We start from the raw sequence: 17,521 nt of genomic DNA on the forward strand, positions 1-17,521 counted from the left end.
CGTCGCTCCCCTCGGCCGCCGCACGAGTATGACCACGGCCGCGGGCGGCGCGGCCGGTCGGCAACGAGATGTTCACGCGCGGGGGCCCGTCGAGGAGCGGATATCGCCAGAAGGCGCAGTCGGCGGGGTTCTGCCTACCGTGGACGAGTTGCACGAGCGGGGGCTCCGAACGCCCAGGTGACGTCCGTGCCGACGGCAGGAGCCCGGGCGACGGGGGTTGTCGGGGCGAGGGCCGAGACCGCGGCGGCCGGGCGCCTGTCACGAGGGGCCGGGTTCCTCCGTGCCGAGTCGCACGGTCGTCGTGACCCGGGTGAGGGCGGGAGTGCGCGGCACCGAACCGAACCCGAACCGCACGGGCGGATCGACGGGTGCGACGACACCGAGGTCGCCGCCCTCGAACGTCGCCGACACCGTGCGGACCGGCCGCAGGTCACGGGCCCCGTACCACTCCTTGCGGTCCCCGCCGGCGCTGCCGCGGGTGCGCACGCCCGGCAGCAGCACCCGGGCGGGGAGGTCCGTCAGCGCGCTCCATGCCGGACGACGGGCGAGCGAGCCGGGCACGACGCGCAGCAGGAGGCCCAGCAGCCCCCGCCGGCCGGTGGTGAAACGCAGCAGGAGCGGGCCGGCCGCGACGGTCCACGTGTCGCCGTCGACGCTCACGTCGACCGGGACGACGCACACACGGTCGAAGACATAGGTCCCGCTGACGAAGTCCGCCGTCTCCCGGGTGGGGGCGAACAGCAGCCGTTCTCCGTCGGGACGCTCCACCATCACATCGCTGAACGCCCCGAACGGCGACCGCGCCCAGTGCCCCAGCACGAGGCGCGTTCCGTGGGACGTGCCCAGGCCCGCGATCCAGCCGTCGAAGCGCAGTCTCATGCCGGTTCTCCCGCCCTTCGCACGCGACACACCTCGGGGAACGGCTACCCCTTGCGGTGTCCGGCCACGCGCCGCCGCAGTGAGGGACGACTCGCCCCGACCGACGGGTGTCGCGGGAACTCGGGGGTACCTGCTGCTCGCCGCGTCCCGAGCCGGTCCGGGCAGTGCGGCTTTCGTCTCCCATGAGCGCCGGCCAGGTGATGAGTCATGACCAGTACGCAGGAACGGCCCGAGTCCACCGCCTCCCTCGCCGGCGTCCCGGCCCGGGGGACCGCGCAGGAGCGCGCCGCACGCATACGCCGTCGACTGGAGCGGCTGATCGGCATCGCGGCGACCGAGGGCAACGCGCTCACCGCTCTGCGCAACGGTGACGAGATCTTCCCGGCGATGCTGGCGGGCATCCGGTCCGCCGAGCACACGGTGGACATGATGACGTTCGTGTACTGGAAGGGGGACATCGCCCGGGACTTCGCGCGGGCACTGGCCGACCGGGCCCGGGCCGGTGTGCGGGTACGGCTGCTGCTGGACGGCTTCGGAAGCAGACTGATCGAGAAGGAGCTGCTGGCGGAGATGGAACAGGCCGGCGTGCAAGTGGCCTGGTTCCGCAGACCGTTGCTCCTGTCACCGCTGAAGCAGAATCACCGGTGCCACCGCAAGGTCCTGGTCGTCGACGAGCAGACGGCCTTCACCGGCGGGGTCGGCATCGCCGAGGAATGGTGCGGCGACGCCCGCAACGCACACGAATGGCGCGACACCCACGTCGAGGTCCGCGGGCCGGCCGTGGACGGCATAGCCGCCGCTTTCGCGCAGAACTGGGCCGAATGCCACGACGCACTCTTCGACGAGCGCGACCGCTTCGTCCAGCACCGTCCGCAGGGCGACGCGGTGGTGCAGGTGGTGCGCGGCTCGGCCAGCTTCGGCTGGCAGGACATGCAGACGCTGATCCGGGTCGTGCTGGAGTCGGCGGAGCACCGCTTCCGCCTGGCCACCGCCTACTTCGCACCCGACGAGTACTTCGTCGACCTGCTCTGCGCCACCGCACGGCGGGGCGTCGAGGTGGAGATCCTGCTGCCCGGACCGCACACCGACAAGCGGGTCTGCCAGCTGGCCGGCCAGCACCACTACGAGGCGCTCACCGCCTGCGGGGTGAAGATCTACCAGTACCAGCCGACGATGATGCATGCCAAGGTCATCACCGTCGACGGCGTCGCCGCACTGGTCGGCTCCACCAACTTCAACCGCCGCTCCCTGGATCACGACGAGGAGATCATGCTCGCCGTGCTGGACGAGAGCTTCACAGGCACCCTCGACCGCCACTTCGACGACGACGTGCGGGCCGCCACGCTGATCCGGGAGGGGCGGTGGAAGCGGCGTTCCGTGCTGCAGAGGGCGCGAGAGGCGGCCGTCGTGCCCATCCGCCGCTTCCTGTGACCCGCCGCCCCCGCCGCTCGCCGGCCGCCAGGCGCCCTGATGGTTCGTGGCGCTGATCCCCGAGGTCACCCCGCATTTCCTGTGAGCGCAGGCATGGAGGCAGAATAAAGGGGTATCCGCCGGACGGCGCCGACCCCGTTCGGGCGGCGCCGCGGGTGGCTTCGACGATGCGGGAGGGACAGGTCATGACGCTCAGGAGCGCGACGGCAACGGACAGGCAGGCGCACGAACTGCCGGACATCGCCCGCCCCTCGCAGGTGGCGCCCAAGGACGCTCGCGAACTCTCCCGAATCTTCTTCGACCAGCTCGCGGTGCTGGAGGAGGGGACGCCGGAGTACCAGTACGCGCGGAACACGCTGATCGAGATGAACATGTCTCTGGTCCGGTTCGCGGCCGGCCGGTTCCGCAGTCGGGGGCCGGAGGAGATGGAGGACATCGTCCAGGTCGGCATGATCGGTCTGATCAAGGCGATCGACCGGTTCGAGCTGACCCGTGAGGTCGAGTTCACCTCGTTCGCGGTGCCGTACATCGTGGGTGAGATCAAGCGGTTCTTCCGGGACACCACGTGGGCCGTCCATGTGCCGCGCCGGCTGCAGGAGGCCCGCGTCCAGCTCGCCCGCGCGACGGAGGAACTGCGCAGCCGCCTCGGCCGTACGCCCACCACCAGGGAGCTCGCCGAGCTGATGAGCCTCGGGGAGGACGAGGTGTGCGAGGCGCGCCTCGCCGCCAACGGCTACCACTCCTCCTCCCTGGACGCCGCCGTCAGCGGCAACGAGGACGGCGAAGCGGCGCTGCAGGACTTCATCGGAGCCGAGGACCAGGCGCTGGAGCTGGTCGAGGACTTCCACGCCCTGGCCCCGCTGATCGCCGGACTCGACGAGCGGGACCGGCAGATCCTCCACATGCGGTTCGTCGAGGAGCTCACCCAGGCCCAGGTCGGCGAACGTCTGGGCGTCTCGCAGATGCACGTCTCCCGGCTGCTGTCGCGCACGCTCGCCCGACTGCGGGACGGCATGCTCACCGAGCGCTGAACACACCGGGGCCACCGGAAACACTCGGCCGACCACGGGCAACAGTGGGCCGACTAGTGGGCGGGCGCGTACAGACGCAGATGCGCGACGACGCGTTTGCCGGTTTCCAGGGCGACGGTCTGCAACTGGTCGCACAGCCGGGTCACCAGACGCAGGCCGTGTCCGCCGATCCGGCCGGCGTCGTGGGCGCGCAGTTCGGGCGGGCGGGGAGAGCTGTCGCTCACGGTGACGCGCAGCAGGGCGGCGTCCGGTGTCACTTCCAGCGCCAGCCCGCCCGGTCCGGGCGCGTGACGCAGTGCGTTGGTGACCAGTTCGCTGACGACGAGCTGGGCGTCCTGGCTCGGCCGCTGGTCGGGGTGGTGTCCGGCCCGGGCCAGCAGCGTGCGCACCGCCGCACGGGCGTCGGCGATGGACGCACCCGGCGTGTCCCAGGCGGCGCTGAACAGCAGCGGGGTCGGGGGCTTGCGTGCGTGCGATGCCCGGTCTTCAAGGGGGGTGGCCATAGAACTCTTCCCGGGGGTCGTCCTCGTCGATGGGTCAGGGGTCGTCGTGGTCGTGTGATGCGGATACCCGCTGACCTTCCGTTCATGAGGCGCCGGAGGCCCGTGCGCCGCGTGACGGCCCGTTCCGGGGCCTGCGCCGGGCCTCACGCCACGCCGTTCACCGCGGATCCGGCTGAGGCGGAGGCTGGAAGCAGGCGGTGACCTTCTTGCCGCGGGGGCAGTGATAGGCGAGCCAGTCGTCGGCGAGAGCGTCGACCAGCAGCAGACCGCGCCCCCCAGGGGCCGAGGTGCCGGGGTCGCGCGGCTCGGGGAGCCGGGGGGAGGAGTCGTGCACGGTCACGTGCAGGCACTCCTCGTCCCAGGTGAGGATCAGCTGCGCCGCGCTGTGGGCGTGCACATGGGCGTTGGTGACCAGTTCGGACACGGCCAGCACCACGGAATCCACCAGGTCGGGCGAGGTCCTCGACCAGGCCAGCGTCTCCAGGTGCGCGCGCGTCCAGTCCCGGGCCGTCTTCGCCCCGCTGTTCAGCGGCAGTGAGCGCGCCCACCCCACAGCCCTCAGCGATGAGTCCTTCGCCACTGTCTCTCCTTGCGCCAACCGAACGAGCCGTCGTCGATGTCCCGTCTGCCCAGAAATACCGGACCCAAGGTCGCCGCAGGAGAATGCGCCCCCATGCGGGGGCGGGGGGAGCGCTCAGGCGCCTCAGGCAGTGGGGCGCGGAACGTCGGTCGAGCGGCTTTCCTCCACGACGCGGTAACCGGCGCTCGTGTACAGGCTCATGGCCACGTCGTTGCCGCCCCACACGGTGAACATCAGCGCGCCGTCACCGGCCGCGAAGGCGGCCTGTTCGCCTGCCGCCATCGCGGCACGTCCGAACCCCTTGCCGCGGTGCCGCTCCTCGACGTGCAGCGAGTAGCCGTAGGTGACGCCCGGCAGGTGCCCGTGCCTCAGCCAGCCGGTGCCGATCCGCTCTCCGGCCGCCTCGAGCACCAGGAAGGCGTGGCCGGGCGTCGCCAGGCCCTCGGGAAGCAGCTCGGCGAAGTCACGGTCCGACTTGTGCACGGCCCCCTCGGGGCTCAGGGCTCCCGAGCGGACGATGTCGGCGATGTAGGCGGCCTTCTCCGCGTCGAGCCACCCGCGATATTCGGCCGGTGTCATCGGCCGTGCGGTGACACCCTCCAGTGCTGTCGGCGGGGAGTCGACGCGCCGCGCTCTGAGCTGGCCGCGGAGACGGTAACCGTCGAACAGCCTGCCGGCGGGCTCGGTGAGCCGCACCTCCACCCTGCTCGCGCCGCGCCGCGCGCACCACTGCTCGGCCCACTCCCGCGCGGCCCGCTCGTGCCCCCGGCCCGTGTGGGAGGCGTCGACGCGGAGATCGCCGATACGGCCCACGAGGATGCCGTCGGCGTCGGTCACCACGACCGCGACATGACCCACCCGGGTCCCGGCGTCCGTGATCTCGGCGACGGTCCAGTCACCGGCGCCGGCGTCCTCCAGCATGCGGTCCGCCGCGGCGGCTCCGAGACCGGCCGCCGTGTATGAGGCACGTCGCCGCCGCTCGAAGTCGGACCGCCATTCCGCGCTGTCGTCAAGGAGGGTGAATGCTGCCACGTGTGTCACGTGAGCACTCTAACGGCACGCTCTCGCAGGCGAGTTGCCGCTCGTGCGGTGCGTCCGGCAATGGACACGGCGCCACGCGGGCCGCGGCGAACGGAGCGTCGTTCCAAGCGCCGGGCCCGGCGGAGTTCATCGCGGCGGCGACGGCGCTCGATCGTCCAAGCGGGCCCGAGGACGTCGCCGACGCGGCGCGCCGGACCACCGGGCGGGTCGTCGACGCCGGCGGTGGAACGTTCCTCGGGCCGCACCCCCGACGGCACGGCACGCCGAGACCCGGCGCCGCGGCCACCCGGCCCGGACGCCTGTCATGTCCGGGCGGGTGTCCGCAGGGCGAGGAGGGCGACGTCGTCGTCGTTGGCGACGGGGCGGACCCGGCGCAGCAGCAGGTCGGTGAAGGAGGCCAGAGGGCGGTGGGCCAGGGCGGCGGCGTGCCGGCGCAGCCGATGCAGGCCCTCGTCGAGCGTGTGGCCCGGTTCCTCGATCAGGCCGTCGGTGTAGAGGAGCAGGGTGGACCCGGGCGGCAGCAGGACGGTGGCGTCGGCACGGGGCCTGCGGGCGCCGGTGCCCAGGAGGATGCCGTGTCCTCCGGTGAGGTATTCGGCCAGGCCGTCGTGACTGATCAACAGGGGTGGCGGGTGGCCCGCGTTGGTCCAGGACAGTCGCCAGTTGCCGTCGTCGGCCGCTTCGACCCGGGCGAGGATCAGGGTGGCCATGGCGACGTCGGTGATGTGCATGACCGCCTCGTCGAGTCGGGCCACGATCTGGCTGGGGGGCTCGTGCAGAGCCCATGCGTAGGCGCGGAGCATGTTGCGTACCTGCGCCATGCCGGCCGCCGCCTCCAGGTCGTGACCGACGACGTCGCCGACGGCCAGCGCGGTGGCGCCGTCCGAGAGGGAGAAGGCGTCGTACCAGTCGCCCCCCACCTGCGAGGCGTCGGGCGCGGGCAGGTAGCGGACCGTCATCTGCAGGCCGGGCACGCGCGGCATCTGGGGCAGCAGGTGGTTCTGCATGGTCTCGGCGACCTTGCGCTGGCGCTGGTAGAGGCGCGCGTTGTCCAGGGCGAGGCCGGTACGCCGGGCGATGTCCTCGAGCAGCGGAAGGTCGGTGGTGTGGAAGTCACCGGGCTGCTTGGCGCGGCCCAGGGTCAGCGCCCCGAGGACCGCCCGTGTGCTGCGGATGGGCGCGATGGCCGCGGAGTGCACGCCGGTGGCCTCGAACAGACGGCGCTGCTCGACCGCGATGCCGGAATCCGGCGGCCCCTGGTAGGTCTGCGGGCCGGCCAGGGTCGAGGCGACCCCGCGCAGCGCCCGGGACAGGGGCATCGGGGACTCCTCGGGGATCGGCGGCATCGGTCCCTCGAGTTCCTCGTGGCGCACCAGCTCGCCGCCGTCCGCCTCCACGACGACGGTGCGCCACACCTCGTCGCGCTCGGTGATGAGGTCGATGACGGCCCAGTCCGCCAGCCGCGGCAGCACCAGGGTCACCAGCCGGCGCAGCGCCTCCTCGACGTCGAGGGTGGACGTCAGCTGCGTGGTCGTCGCGGCCAGCAGCGCGAGACGCTCGATCTCCGGCAGCAGCGTGGGCGCCTGCTCGGGCCGTGCGCCGGCCTCCCCCGGATGAGGCGCGTGGAAGAGGACGAGCGTGGTGTTCGCGTGGCCTGCGAGGCCGAACGGGGTTATCAGCCACGCGATTTTCAGCAGGGAACCGTCCCCGCGTGCGAAGTAGTCCTCCGGGGCCTGCTCGGTACGAGCGGCGTGGAACGCCTGCCGCATCTTGCACTGGCTTCTAGGCAGGGGTTGTCCGTGGGCGTCCCGATGCAGCAGGTCGTGCGCGTCGTGGCCGAGCAGATCCGCGGCGGGTCGGTCCAGCAGCTGCTCGGTGAGTGCGTTGACGGCGAGGATACGGCCCTGCTCGTCCACGACGTAAGCCCCGGTCCCGATGGCGTCGAGTCCCTCGGCCGGCGCGGTGACAGGTGCCGCCAGCGGCCCCGTTCCGTGGCTCTCCTCCCGCTCCGGTTCTGCTGCCATGCCCACATCTCCTCAGCTCACCGCCGGCACGCCCGCTCGACGATATCCGCTTCCCGACTGCCCCGGCAGCTCGAAACGAAGCCGCCGCGAGGAGCGGTCCTGTCCCGCCTCGCGTCGGGACCGCCACGGGCCGGAGGACGGTGGGCGCAGCGCGCCGGCTCAAGGGGCGGCGGGCCTTCCGGCAGCGTCCGGGGCGGCGCCGGCCGGCGCGGTGGCGGGGAACAGGGACCGGTTGGCGATCACGTGGACCGGCGCGTCGAAGCTCGCCGCGCCGTTGTGGTGGTCCGGGTGCGCGTGGGTGACGATGAGCCGGTCCAGCGGCTTGCCGAGCCCCCTGGCGTAGGCGGCGGCCTCGTCCGCGTAGACGGGGTTCAGCTGGGCGTCGATCACGATCGCCCACACCGACGAACCCGTGGCGACGATCGGCCGCCGCCTCGGCTTCCCCGAACCCACCTACTTCGGCAAGTTCTTCACCCGTCACACCGGAGTCACCCCCGGTGCTTTCCGGCAGGCGCACCAGAGCCAGCCGTGAGTCGGGCTCGTGCGAGCCGGCAGCGGCACGCGGCGACGGCCCGGAGGCCGCTGCCGCGTGTTCGGCGCAGGGGACGGGGTCAGCGCTTCGTGTAGATGAGACCGAGCTTGTCGATCTCGCCCCCGGCGCGGCCGTGGAACCCGGCGACCTGCCATCCCGACGGCGCGGTGCGCGTCACGCAGTCGGACGTGGTGGTACCGCCGGACAGGCCGCGGCCGAGGTTGGTGGTGAACTTGGCGGAGAAGACGCGCGTGAGCCCGTCCTTCTGGCCCTGGCACAGCTGGGCGGAGGTGACGTACTCACCGCTGCCCAGAGTCAGGGTCGACACCGTGCCGCCGGTGCCGCCGTGGGTGAGCACCTTGCCGCCCGCGAGGGTCAGGGCGACGCCGTCGACGCGGGAGCCGCTGCGCAGCGACAGGCTGACGGGACTCACGCCGGCCGGTACGGCGTCGATGTCGTTGTAGTAGTCGCCGTGGGGTCCGCCGAACTGGTCGCTGAGCTGGAGGTCCGGGTTGCGCGACCAGGAGAAGCCGACGCCGACGGGGTCGTGGTCGGACAGCATGAGCCCGTCGCCGGTGAGGAACTTGGCGTGCTCGTTGTTGTAGGACGTGGCGTTGAGCGTGACCAGTCTGCTGCCGCGGTAGAGGACCTTGTCGACGACCTCGCAGGTGTTGGGCACGGTGGGCCCGGTCTGGACGCAGACGAGGTCGCCGCTGCCCTTGGCGGGCGGGGTGCCCCCGCGGACCAACTGGACCCAGGCGTCGGTGAGTTTGTTGGCGGCGCCGAACTCGGCGATGGTGTCGCCGGAGCGGGTGTAGCGGGTGTTGGTGTCGCCCATGACGACGACGGCGTTGCCGGCGGAGTGGGTCTTGATGAAGGCCGTCAGCTGGGCGAGGTTGTCCGCGCGTGAGGCGAGGTCGCCGTCGTTGGTGCCGGCGTTGGTGTGCAGGTTGTAGAAGTCGACGTAGACGCCCTCGGCGAGCCGTTCCCGGATGAAGGTGAAGCCCTTGGGGGTCAGGCAGTCGCCGGAGTCGACCTGGCAGGAGTTCCAGCGCACCCGCTCGAAGTCGTCGGCGTCGTAGGGGAGTTTCGAGAGGGTGTTGAGGCCGCTGCCGATGGCGGCGCCGCCGCTGGTGGGGGTGCGGTAGGCGTGTGCGGTGTCGGCGGCGTAGAGGTAGGAGTGGTAGTTGAAGTCCTCCTCGACGTGCACGATGTCGTAGGGCGCGATGCGCTGTCCGATGGCCGTCGTACTGGTGTCGCGGGGCGTGGAGGCGCTGGAGATGATCGCCGGCAGGCCCGCGACGTTGTAGGTGAGGGTGCTGAAGGAGCCGGATGCCGGATCCGCGGCGACGGCGGCGGCGGGGGTCGCGGTCGCGACGAATCCGCCGCAGGTGATGGCCGCGGCCGTGAGGCAGGTGAGAAGACGGCGCATGAAGTGGAACTCCTGTGTGTGGGGAGGGGCAGCGGGAACCTACCGCTGGTAACCCGCTTCTGTCGTCGCCTCTGTCAAGGGAGATCAAAACTTGACCGCGTGGTCTGGTCCATGGGTCAGGCTGTGGCTTGCCGCCCGGTGTCGGGCAGGTGAACCTTTCGGATGCGCCCGAACGGGCTTGTGTGCGGCGGGCGTTCGGCCTGAGGTTCCTGGCGGGGTTCGTGGGTGGCGGCAAAGGATGGGTGGGCGGCGGGCGTGGGCGGCGGGATGCCCGCGTGATCGCCGGAATATCTGACGAGTCAGGTATTGTTGGTCAGGTGAACCGCTCGCATCAGGTGGGCGCCACACCGTTCTGCCGAGGTCCTCGATGAAGCTGATCTACGTTTTCGACGCCTACTGCGGTTGGTCGCACGGCTTCTCCCCGACGCTCCGCGAGGTGATCTCGCGGCATCCGGAGCTCGCCGTCGAGGTCGTCTCCGGAGGCGGGCAGGCGGGCCTGGGTGCGGAGGATGCCGCCGCCTTCGGAGCGCCCGGGACACGGACGGCGGCGGAAGCCGACTTCGCGCGCGCCGCCGGGCTGGGCGTCGACGGCTTCCCCACCCTCCTCGCCGTCGACGGGGAGCGCACGACCGCGCTGGCCCGCGGCCGAGCCACCGCCGACGACGTGGAGCGACGCCTCGCGGCGTTCTCCGCCACCCGCCCCTCCTGACCCACCCCGTCCCGCCGACCCGACCGCCGACCCTTCCGTCGACCGCCGCCCGATCGCCGGCCCCTCTCCCGACCGCTGCCCCCTCTCCCGACCGCTGCCCCGTCCCCGACCACTGCCCCGTCCCAGATCACCCCCGAAGGAACCGTCATGAGCACGCTAGACTTCAAGATCCTCGACCTGGACTTCCCCGTCGGCAGCAAGAACAAGACCGCCACCCTCGTCACCGGCGAGACCGACGCGCTGCTGGTCGACGCCGCTTTCACCCGCGCCGACGGGCACCGCCTGGCCGCCGCGATCCTCGACTCCGGCAAGCGGCTGACCACCGTCTTCGTCAGTCACGCCGACCCCGACTTCTACTTCGGCGCGGAGGTTCTCGCCGACGCCTTCCCGGAAGCGGCGTTCGTCGCCACCCCGCTCGTCATCGAGCACATCCAGCACTCCTACGAGGGCAAGCTCAAGGCGTGGGCGGCGCTCGGCCCCAACCTGCCCACCCGCCTGGTGGACCTGGAGCCCCTCACCGGGGACCTCACCCTGGAAGGCCACACCTTCGAGCTCAAGGGCGGCCCGGCCGCGCTGCCGGACCGCCACTACCTGTGGCAGGCCGAGCACCATGCCCTGCTGGGCGGCGTCCTGCTCTTCCAGCAGGAGCACGTCTGGGTCGCCGACACGCCCACCCCCGATGACCGCGCCGCCTGGATCGACCTGCTCGGCGAGATGGCCGCCCTGAACCCGGAACTGGTCGTGCCGGGTCACCGCCTGCCCGGCACGGCGGCGGACCCGACCGCCATCACCGCGACCCGCGACTACCTGCTCGCCTTCGAGGAGGAGCTCGGCAAGGCCGCCGACGGCGCCGCCCTGGCCGAGGCGCTGGTCAGGCGTTACCCGGACAACGGGATGCTGATCGCCGCGCAGATCGGCGCGAAGGTCGCCAAGGGCGAAATGAAGTGGGGCTGACATGAGCGAGTTCGCGACCTCCGCGGCCCCCGCCGACGTCGTACGCCGCCAGTACCTGGCCTCCGCGGCAGGTGACCTGGAGGCACTTCGGGCCACCCTCGCCCCGGACGTCGAGTGGACGGAGATGGCCGGCTTCCCCCTCGCCGGCACCTACCGCACTCCCGACGGCGTCACCGCCAACGTGATGGCACAGCTCGGCAAGGACTGGACGGGCTGGACCGCCCACGACGACGCCTACGTCGTCGACGGTGAGAACGTCGTCGTCCTGGCCCGCTACACCGCCGTCAACAACGCCACCGGCAAGCCGATCGACGTCCGGGTGGCGCACCACTTCGTCGTGCGCGGCGGACTCATCGTCCGCTTCGAGCAGTTCGTCGACACCGCGCTCGTCCGCGACGCGATGACCGACTGACCCGTCCGTCACTCGGTGGTGCGCAGCGCGGTCCAGGTGTCGGGTCGCACGACGCCGTTGGCCTTGAGCCCCCGCTCGCTCTGGAAGCTCTGGACCGCGGCCTGCGTACCGGACCCGAACTCACCGTCCGCGTCGGTGCTTCCCTCGCTGTACCCGCGCTTGGACAGCATGCACTGAACCTGTTGGACGCGTCGGCCCGTGTCGCCGAGGCGGGTGCGGGCCTTGCCCGAGTAGTACGTGCACTCGGAGAGCCAGGGCGCCGTGTCGGTCACGGCGGACGGGTCGGCGGCGGACGGGGTGGCGGAGGGAGAACTCTCCGGTGCGGTTCCGGGAGCGGAGGCGTTGACGGGACGGCCGACGGGGGAGGCCGACGGCCCGGCGCCCGGGGCGGTGGCGGTCGTGCCGCCGCGGTTCTCGACGGCTGCGCCGTCGACGTCGGGGCGGGCGTGAGCGCTCGCGCTCGGGGAGACCGACGCCGTGGAGACGTGACCGGATCCGCCGTCGACGGCCCTCGTGACCCCGGCTTCCGGAGAGGCGGTGGCGGGAGGGTCCTGGCCGGTGAGCAGAAAGGCCGCCGCGCCCACGGCGCAGGTCGAGAGGGCCGCGGCGGCGATCAGCAGGGGCTTGCGCCGGTTCCGGGCGGGGGCCTGTGCCGGTCCCGACCGCCCCGACGGTGGCGCGGCCGGGTCGCTCTCGGCCGCCGGCGGTGACGCGACGGGCGGCCCGGACTCAGGCTTGCGTGCGGCGAGGAGCGCCGACGGGGCGCCCGTCGACCGGAGCCGGGGCGTGCCGGCGACAGGCAGGCGGAGCAGCTTCTCGTACGCCCGCTGCCGGGCCTGCATCTTCGCGTTCAGCGGCTCCGGCCAGTCGGACGGCACGGCGGACGGGACGGCGTGGCTCTCGGCCGCGGCGATCAGCTGCTGCGGCGTGGGCCGCTGCGCGGGCTCCTTGGCCAGACACGCGGTCAGCAGCGCGCCGAGCTCCGGGTCCGCCGCGGAGATCTCACCGATCACCTCGGGGTGGGGTTCCTCGAACGCCACCCGGTGCATCACGTCGACGCCGGTGCCGTCGCCGAACGGAGCCCGGCCCGTCACCGCGTAGGCGAGCGTCCCGGCGAGCGAGAACACGTCCGACGCCGTGTCGGAGCGGCCCTCCCTCAGGTGCTCGGGGGACATGTAGGCCGGTGTGCCCACGCGGTTGCCCGTACCGGTGATCGCACTCGCGTCGGCGGCCTTGGAAATGCCGAAGTCGATCACGTGCGCGCCCCGGACGGACAGCAGCACGTTGGACGGCTTCAGGTCCCGGTGCACGATCCCCTCGACGGCGAGCCCGGCGAGCGCCCGGCCCAGGTCCCCCACCAGACGCCAGACCGCGGACGTCTCCAGGGTGCCGTCCTCCTGTACGGCTTCCGCCAGGTCGAAGCCGGGGAGGTACTCCGTGGCCATCCACAGCAGTTCGTCCTCGAATCCCGTACCGCACAGCCGTGGCGTGTGCGGCGTCCGAAGCCGGGCGTGCACCGACGCCTCCCGTTCGAACCGGCGCCGGAAGCTCGGATCCTCCGCGTATTCAGGCCTGATCACCTTCAGCGCGACCAGTCCGGGACTCTCGTCCCCGGGGCGGGCCAGGTAGACCCGTCCCATGCCGCCACTGCCTAACAGTGCCACCGGCGTATACGGGCCGACGCGCCCGGGATCGCCGAGCCGCAGTGGTGAGGCACCGGTCTGCCGCAGCGTCGCCGCCGCATCGTCAGCAGGTCCCGGTCGCTGTCCCGACAAGAATTCCCCCGAAGTTACTTTCGATGAACGCTAGTTCGCCCTCATGGAATACGAGGCTAGCCCAGCCTGCGCGCTCGTTCAGCAATTCGGTCACTTCTGCCCACCCACCGGAGGCGTCCCCTCCGGTCCGCCGGAGGAAATGCGTGCCGTGTCGGCGCGTGGCGAGCGGCCCGCGTGAACAGCGACGCCTGCCCGGCGGCGACGGAATCCACGTGCACGCGTGGACCGGCCCGGGAGACACTGCGCGGATGATCTCCGAAGTCTCGCACACCCCTCAGGAGCGGGCTCTGCGTCATGTCGCCACGCTGGCGTCCGGCCCGCCGATGGACCCGACACTGCGAGTGACGCTGAACTTCCATCCCGACCGGGTCTTCCGCGACAGGCTGACGGTGGAGGCGCTGGCCGAGGACGGGCTGTACCGCTCGCAGTTCGTCACGGGGACCGGAAACGGCGGGCTGACCGCGCATCCCGGCGGCGACAGATGGGCCTGGGAGAGCCGGATCTTCGACGGAGCCTACGACGCGGCGCCCGCTCACGACAGGCCCGTCTACGGGGCGTTGAACTTCCGCCGGAAGCCGGCCGGCGGGGCTCCGCGATTCGGCTCCGCGCACTTCCGGCTGACGGTTCAGACGGCTACGCGCACCACGTTCTGCTATCCGGACAGCTTCCTCGAACCCTCGGACTTCGGTGTCGCCTCCCGTATGAGGCTGATCGCGCTCGCCCTGGCCGACCGTCAGGACGACCTCGACGACTACATCGAGGCCCAAGTGCACGGGCCGGTCCGGCTGGACCGTCATGTGGAGGCCCTGGTCCTGGACGCGTGCTACCGGGGCACGGCCGTCGAGGCCGCGGCGATGCGTCTCGGCTGTCCCGTCGAGTGGCACTCCGGATTCCGCCTCCAGGTCGAGGAACTGCGGCGGCGCCCCGGCTACCGCGGTCAGGAGTACGTCGACCTGGGCGCGCGGATCGCCGTCGACGGCGTGCTCGACCCTCGCATCCTGGGAGACGCGGCACGTGACGGCCGCCACGACCCGCAGGCGGTCAAGAAGGTGTGGCACTGCCTGGCCCGCTTCGGCGCTCCCGTGAGGACGAACGACACAGGCCAATCGGTGCAGGGAAGCGGATAGCCGCCATGGACGGAGAAGCCACGTACTCTTTTGGCGCCGAAGGGCCGGACGGCGGGAGCGGGGGCCGGGGTACCCGCAGTGCTCAGGAGCGCTGGGCCTTGGCGACCTCGGCGGTCAGGGCCGGCTCGGGCGGCTTGCGACTGATGGCGAGGGGGTGGGCCCGGGCGCCGGGCGCGAGGTCGTCCGCGCCGACGAACCGCGTCTCGACGACCTCGCCGTCGGCGTCGCGGAAATCGACCTGGACGGCGTAGGACGCCGTCTCGTCCGTGCTGTTGGTGATGTTCACGATGACGGCGAGCAGGCCGCCCGCCTCGGCGCGCGGCTTGCCGGTGAGGGAGACGTCCGCGGTCGCGTTGCCCCGGCCTTCGAGGTTCTTCAGCTTCTTCTCGGCGGCCTGGTTGGCGCGCGCGACCTCCGCGGACACCGACGCCTCGAACTCCGAGGCGCGCGCCGAGGCGGAGGAGGCGGCGGCGGAAGCGGCAGCGCGCACGGACTCCTCGACGGACGCGCCGAGCGAGGCGAGTGCGGACGGCGCGGCACCGGAGAAGGACGCCGTGTCGGGAGCGGAGGGGCGCGGGGTGAAGGAAGCGCCGCCGCCGTCACCGTCGCCGCTGCTGCACGAGACCAACGTCGTCGCACCCGCCGCCGTCACGATCAGACCGGCGACGGCGGAAGCGACGCGCCCCCGCAGCGGTCTTGCCTGCACGCCGGACGCACCGTCGTTCATCAGGTCGGACCCTTCGTCAAGGTTTCCCGCTGTTCACGCCTTTTGGTCACGCGGCTCCATCGTCCCCGGCGCGCTCGCGCCGAGCCACCCGGCAGGGTGCGGAAGAGTGGTTACCGGGGCGGCGGCAGGATCCCTGCATCACCCCCGGCGACACCCGCACCCGCACGCATCGAATGGGCCGGAAAGAGGCGTTGAGAACGCCACGCGAAGCCATTAGCCCGCATTGATTTTCGTCAATGCGATGGAGGCGTCTTCTGTGACCCGAGTGCAGAACCTGTTACCGACCGTGGTCCTGGCCGTACAAGCCTTCACGCATCGTCGTCCTCGACCTGGGACACCTCCCTGTCGCTTCCCGACCTGGGCCCGGGCAGCCCCTGCCCCAAGGTGATGCCGAAGGTCGTGGCCGGACGGCCAGGGGCCCGCGGACGACCGGCCGACCTCGTCGAGGACGAGCGAAGACTCGGTGGCCGTCCGCGTGGCGTGCCGCCTCGGTTGGTCACACAGTGGGCGGCGACGTGAGGCGGTCACCGCTCCACCCCGCCGCCGACGATGCCGGTCAGCTCCCGCCAAAGGAACCGGAGGAACCGGAGGAGTCCGATGAGCCGGACGGGCCGGAGGGGCCGGAGGGATCCGAGGAGCCGGAGGAGCCGCGCTTGGCCAGCCACCAGGCTCCGCCGCCGAGTACGAGCAGGGCGAGCACGATCACGGCGACGAGGGCGCTGGTGGACATGCCGTCGTCCTCGTCGCCGGCCATGTCGTCGGCCTTCGGGGAGGCGTCCGGCGTGCCGGCCGTGGCGGCGGGGGCGGCCGCGCTGGGCGTCGGGCTCGGCGTCGCCGTCGGGCTCGCGTCGACCCGCTTGGCGCCCGGGGCCGCGGCCTTGAGCTTCAGGACCGGCGCGGGCTGCTCGGGCTCCTTGCCGCCGGTGGGCAGCTCGATCCAGCGGGAGACCTCACCGTCGCTGTAGGTCTCGACGGTCTTGAACACGAGCTCCTTCACGTCCGGCAGCTGCCGGACCTTGATCTTGTACTCGGCGTCGACACCGGTTCTCAGCGCCGGGCCGGCGAGGGTGTAACCGTCCGCGGCCGCGGTCAGCTTCCAGCCCTTGGGGCCCTCGTCGAGGGCGATGTCGGCCGGGGCGATTCCCTCGGGCAGGACGACGCGCAGGTTCGTGAAGCCCGCTGAGCCGGACTCGGCCTCGGAGACGAAGCTCAGGGTGACGTTCTCCGCCAGAGCCTGGGGTTTGTCGGCCTCGACCTCCGCGTGCGCGGCGGCCGGGGCGGCCAGGGCGAGGGTGGCCGTCAACGCGAGGGCGCCGGCGAGGACGAGACGACGGCCGGCACGCACCGGCGGACGGGTGGAGAGGGGCACGGGGGAACTCCTTGCTGACACGGGTGGACGCGGCCCCGTGGAGACCGGGGCCGGTGAGGAACCGGAAGGCGTCCCAGCCCTGGTGGTCCCCTGCGCACCACCGCGTGCTCCAGCACCCACTCCCGTGCCTGCGCCGCCGCTTCGAAGAACACACCGGACCGCCGACGGGGCAGCCGGGGGGCCGGCCGGTCAGGATCGGTGACCGCCCGGGGCCACATCGGCGTCAGCGTGGCCGCGGCAGCCCCGGCGAGGGTGCGGAGTGTGCCGAGCACCACCCTCATCCGGCTGTCCGCCCGATGCAGCAGCCATGCCACGACCACGGCGGCGGTCGTGTGCACCATGGTCATCGCCGCTCCGGCGTGGTGCCAGGAGTGGCCGTCACCGACGGCGGTCATGTGCCCGGCGTGCGAGGCATGCCGGGTCCGGGCCATCGGGGCGTCGCCGTCCGCGCAGGACAACGCGAGATGCAGCACACCCTGCGTCGCCGACGTGACGGCGATGGTGGCGACCGGGGTGCAATGGCGACGCGCGAGCGGCCAGACCGCCGAGAACTGCGCCACGGTCAGCACGGCCACCAGCCGCCAGGGCACGGTGCCTTCGGCGACCGCGTGATGGCCGAACGCCGCGAGGAGGGTGCCGAGCGCGGCGAACAGTCCGGCCCGCGCGCAGGTCCCCGCGTGGCCGGCCCGAACTGCTCCGGCGCGTCGGTGGTCTCCGGTCACGTGATCAGGCGGCACGGTGGCCCATCATCCTCCGAGCGTTCACCTCGTCGTATACGGCGGATCGGGCGGGCCCGTTCACCTGGGTGGAACCCAGGACGGGATCCGCGGGGCGGTGTGCGCGGTCCCGTGAACGGGGCCCCCGGCCGCGGCGACGGCGGCGCCGCGACCGCGAGCGACGCCCGGGCGGCCGGGACGACCGCGCGGGGCAACCCGCCGCGGAACGTCCGGCCGCCGTTGATCAGTTCGTCGAAAGTCCCCCACGAGTTTTGTGGA

At 72.2% G+C, this 17,521-nt stretch carries 17 protein-coding genes and 1 pseudogene; 7 read left to right on the top strand and 11 right to left on the bottom strand.

Going from position 1 to position 17,521, the window contains the following annotated elements; translation table 11 throughout:
* Positions 1–258: 258 nt before the first annotated feature.
* Positions 259–879, bottom strand: coding sequence for a hypothetical protein (locus QF032_RS37305; protein WP_307059545.1), 621 nt, complete (start codon positions 877–879; stop codon positions 259–261).
* A 207-nt stretch (positions 880–1,086) separates the two neighbouring features.
* On the opposite strand from QF032_RS37305, the gene QF032_RS37310 reads away from it, so the two are divergent.
* Both QF032_RS37310 and QF032_RS37315 read left to right on the top strand, forming a co-directional pair.
* Entirely contained in the window at positions 1,087–2,310 is a 1,224-nt protein-coding gene (locus tag QF032_RS37310; protein WP_307048896.1) for a phospholipase D-like domain-containing protein, read from the top strand.
* A gap of 185 nt (positions 2,311–2,495) precedes the next feature.
* Positions 2,496–3,341, top strand: a complete 846-nt coding sequence (locus QF032_RS37315; protein WP_307048899.1) for an RNA polymerase sigma factor SigF — start codon at positions 2,496–2,498, stop codon at positions 3,339–3,341.
* 53 nt (positions 3,342–3,394) lie between these two features.
* Here QF032_RS37315 and QF032_RS37320 read toward each other — a convergent pair whose 3' ends face one another.
* The 5 genes from QF032_RS37320 to QF032_RS40775 form a co-directional block, all read right to left on the bottom strand.
* Complete coding sequence (locus QF032_RS37320) at positions 3,395–3,844, bottom strand: ATP-binding protein (protein ID WP_307059547.1); 450 nt, start codon at positions 3,842–3,844, stop codon at positions 3,395–3,397.
* Between the two features lie 157 nt (positions 3,845–4,001).
* Positions 4,002–4,424: an ATP-binding protein gene (locus QF032_RS37325; RefSeq protein ID WP_307059549.1), complete on the bottom strand. Its 423-nt coding sequence runs from the start codon at positions 4,422–4,424 to the stop codon at positions 4,002–4,004.
* Positions 4,425–4,547: 123 nt separating this feature from the next.
* Complete coding sequence (locus QF032_RS37330; RefSeq protein ID WP_307059551.1) at positions 4,548–5,456, bottom strand: GNAT family N-acetyltransferase; 909 nt, start codon at positions 5,454–5,456, stop codon at positions 4,548–4,550.
* A gap of 311 nt (positions 5,457–5,767) precedes the next feature.
* The gene (locus tag QF032_RS37335; protein ID WP_307059553.1) at positions 5,768–7,489 is read right to left on the bottom strand and encodes a SpoIIE family protein phosphatase; all 1,722 of its coding nucleotides are present in this window, start codon (positions 7,487–7,489) and stop codon (positions 5,768–5,770) included.
* A gap of 159 nt (positions 7,490–7,648) precedes the next feature.
* A complete protein-coding gene (locus tag QF032_RS40775) occupies positions 7,649–7,942 on the bottom strand; it encodes an MBL fold metallo-hydrolase (protein WP_373430433.1) in 294 nt (97 codons plus the stop codon).
* Here QF032_RS40775 and QF032_RS37345 point away from each other — a divergent pair.
* Positions 7,881–8,021: pseudogene (locus tag QF032_RS37345) on the top strand (helix-turn-helix domain-containing protein); the annotation flags it as partial. The gene QF032_RS40775 and the pseudogene QF032_RS37345 overlap by 62 nt on opposite strands.
* A 79-nt stretch (positions 8,022–8,100) precedes the next feature.
* Here the strand turns inward: QF032_RS37345 and QF032_RS37350 are convergent.
* Complete coding sequence (locus tag QF032_RS37350; protein ID WP_307059555.1) at positions 8,101–9,453, bottom strand: jacalin-like lectin; 1,353 nt, start codon at positions 9,451–9,453, stop codon at positions 8,101–8,103.
* A gap of 367 nt (positions 9,454–9,820) precedes the next feature.
* On the opposite strand from QF032_RS37350, the gene QF032_RS37355 reads away from it, so the two are divergent.
* The 3 genes from QF032_RS37355 to QF032_RS37365 all read left to right on the top strand — a co-directional run bounded on the left by QF032_RS37355 (position 9,821) and on the right by QF032_RS37365 (position 11,528).
* Positions 9,821–10,162: a hypothetical protein gene (locus QF032_RS37355; RefSeq protein ID WP_307059557.1), complete on the top strand. Its 342-nt coding sequence runs from the start codon at positions 9,821–9,823 to the stop codon at positions 10,160–10,162.
* 147 nt (positions 10,163–10,309) lie between these two features.
* On the top strand, positions 10,310–11,116 hold the full coding sequence (locus QF032_RS37360) for an MBL fold metallo-hydrolase (protein WP_307048913.1): 807 nt from the start codon (positions 10,310–10,312) through the stop codon (positions 11,114–11,116).
* A 1-nt stretch (position 11,117) separates the two neighbouring features.
* Positions 11,118–11,528, top strand: coding sequence for a nuclear transport factor 2 family protein (locus QF032_RS37365; protein WP_307048915.1), 411 nt, complete (start codon positions 11,118–11,120; stop codon positions 11,526–11,528).
* 8 nt (positions 11,529–11,536) lie between these two features.
* On the opposite strand, the gene QF032_RS37370 is transcribed toward QF032_RS37365, so the two are convergent.
* Positions 11,537–13,168 carry a protein kinase domain-containing protein gene (locus QF032_RS37370; protein WP_373430434.1) on the bottom strand — a complete coding sequence of 544 codons (1,632 nt, stop codon included), beginning with the start codon at positions 13,166–13,168 and terminating at the stop codon, positions 11,537–11,539.
* Between the two features lie 383 nt (positions 13,169–13,551).
* Here QF032_RS37370 and QF032_RS37375 point away from each other — a divergent pair, with 383 nt between their 5' ends.
* Positions 13,552–14,430, top strand: a complete 879-nt coding sequence (locus QF032_RS37375) for a DUF3626 domain-containing protein (RefSeq protein ID WP_307048917.1) — start codon at positions 13,552–13,554, stop codon at positions 14,428–14,430.
* A gap of 82 nt (positions 14,431–14,512) precedes the next feature.
* Here QF032_RS37375 and QF032_RS37380 read toward each other — a convergent pair whose 3' ends face one another.
* The 3 genes from QF032_RS37380 to QF032_RS37390 form a co-directional block, all read right to left on the bottom strand.
* Complete coding sequence (locus QF032_RS37380; RefSeq protein ID WP_307048919.1) at positions 14,513–15,157, bottom strand: hypothetical protein; 645 nt, start codon at positions 15,155–15,157, stop codon at positions 14,513–14,515.
* 556 nt (positions 15,158–15,713) lie between these two features.
* Entirely contained in the window at positions 15,714–16,526 is an 813-nt protein-coding gene (locus QF032_RS37385; RefSeq protein ID WP_307059558.1) for a DUF1775 domain-containing protein, read from the bottom strand.
* Positions 16,457–17,248, bottom strand: coding sequence for a hypothetical protein (locus QF032_RS37390; protein WP_307059561.1), 792 nt, complete (start codon positions 17,246–17,248; stop codon positions 16,457–16,459). The genes QF032_RS37385 and QF032_RS37390 overlap by 70 nt, the downstream gene beginning before the upstream one ends.
* Between the last annotated feature and the right edge of the window lie 273 nt (positions 17,249–17,521).

Origin of the sequence: Streptomyces achromogenes, from assembly GCF_030816715.1 — a bacterium.
GTDB lineage: Bacteria > Actinomycetota > Actinomycetes > Streptomycetales > Streptomycetaceae > Streptomyces > Streptomyces achromogenes_A.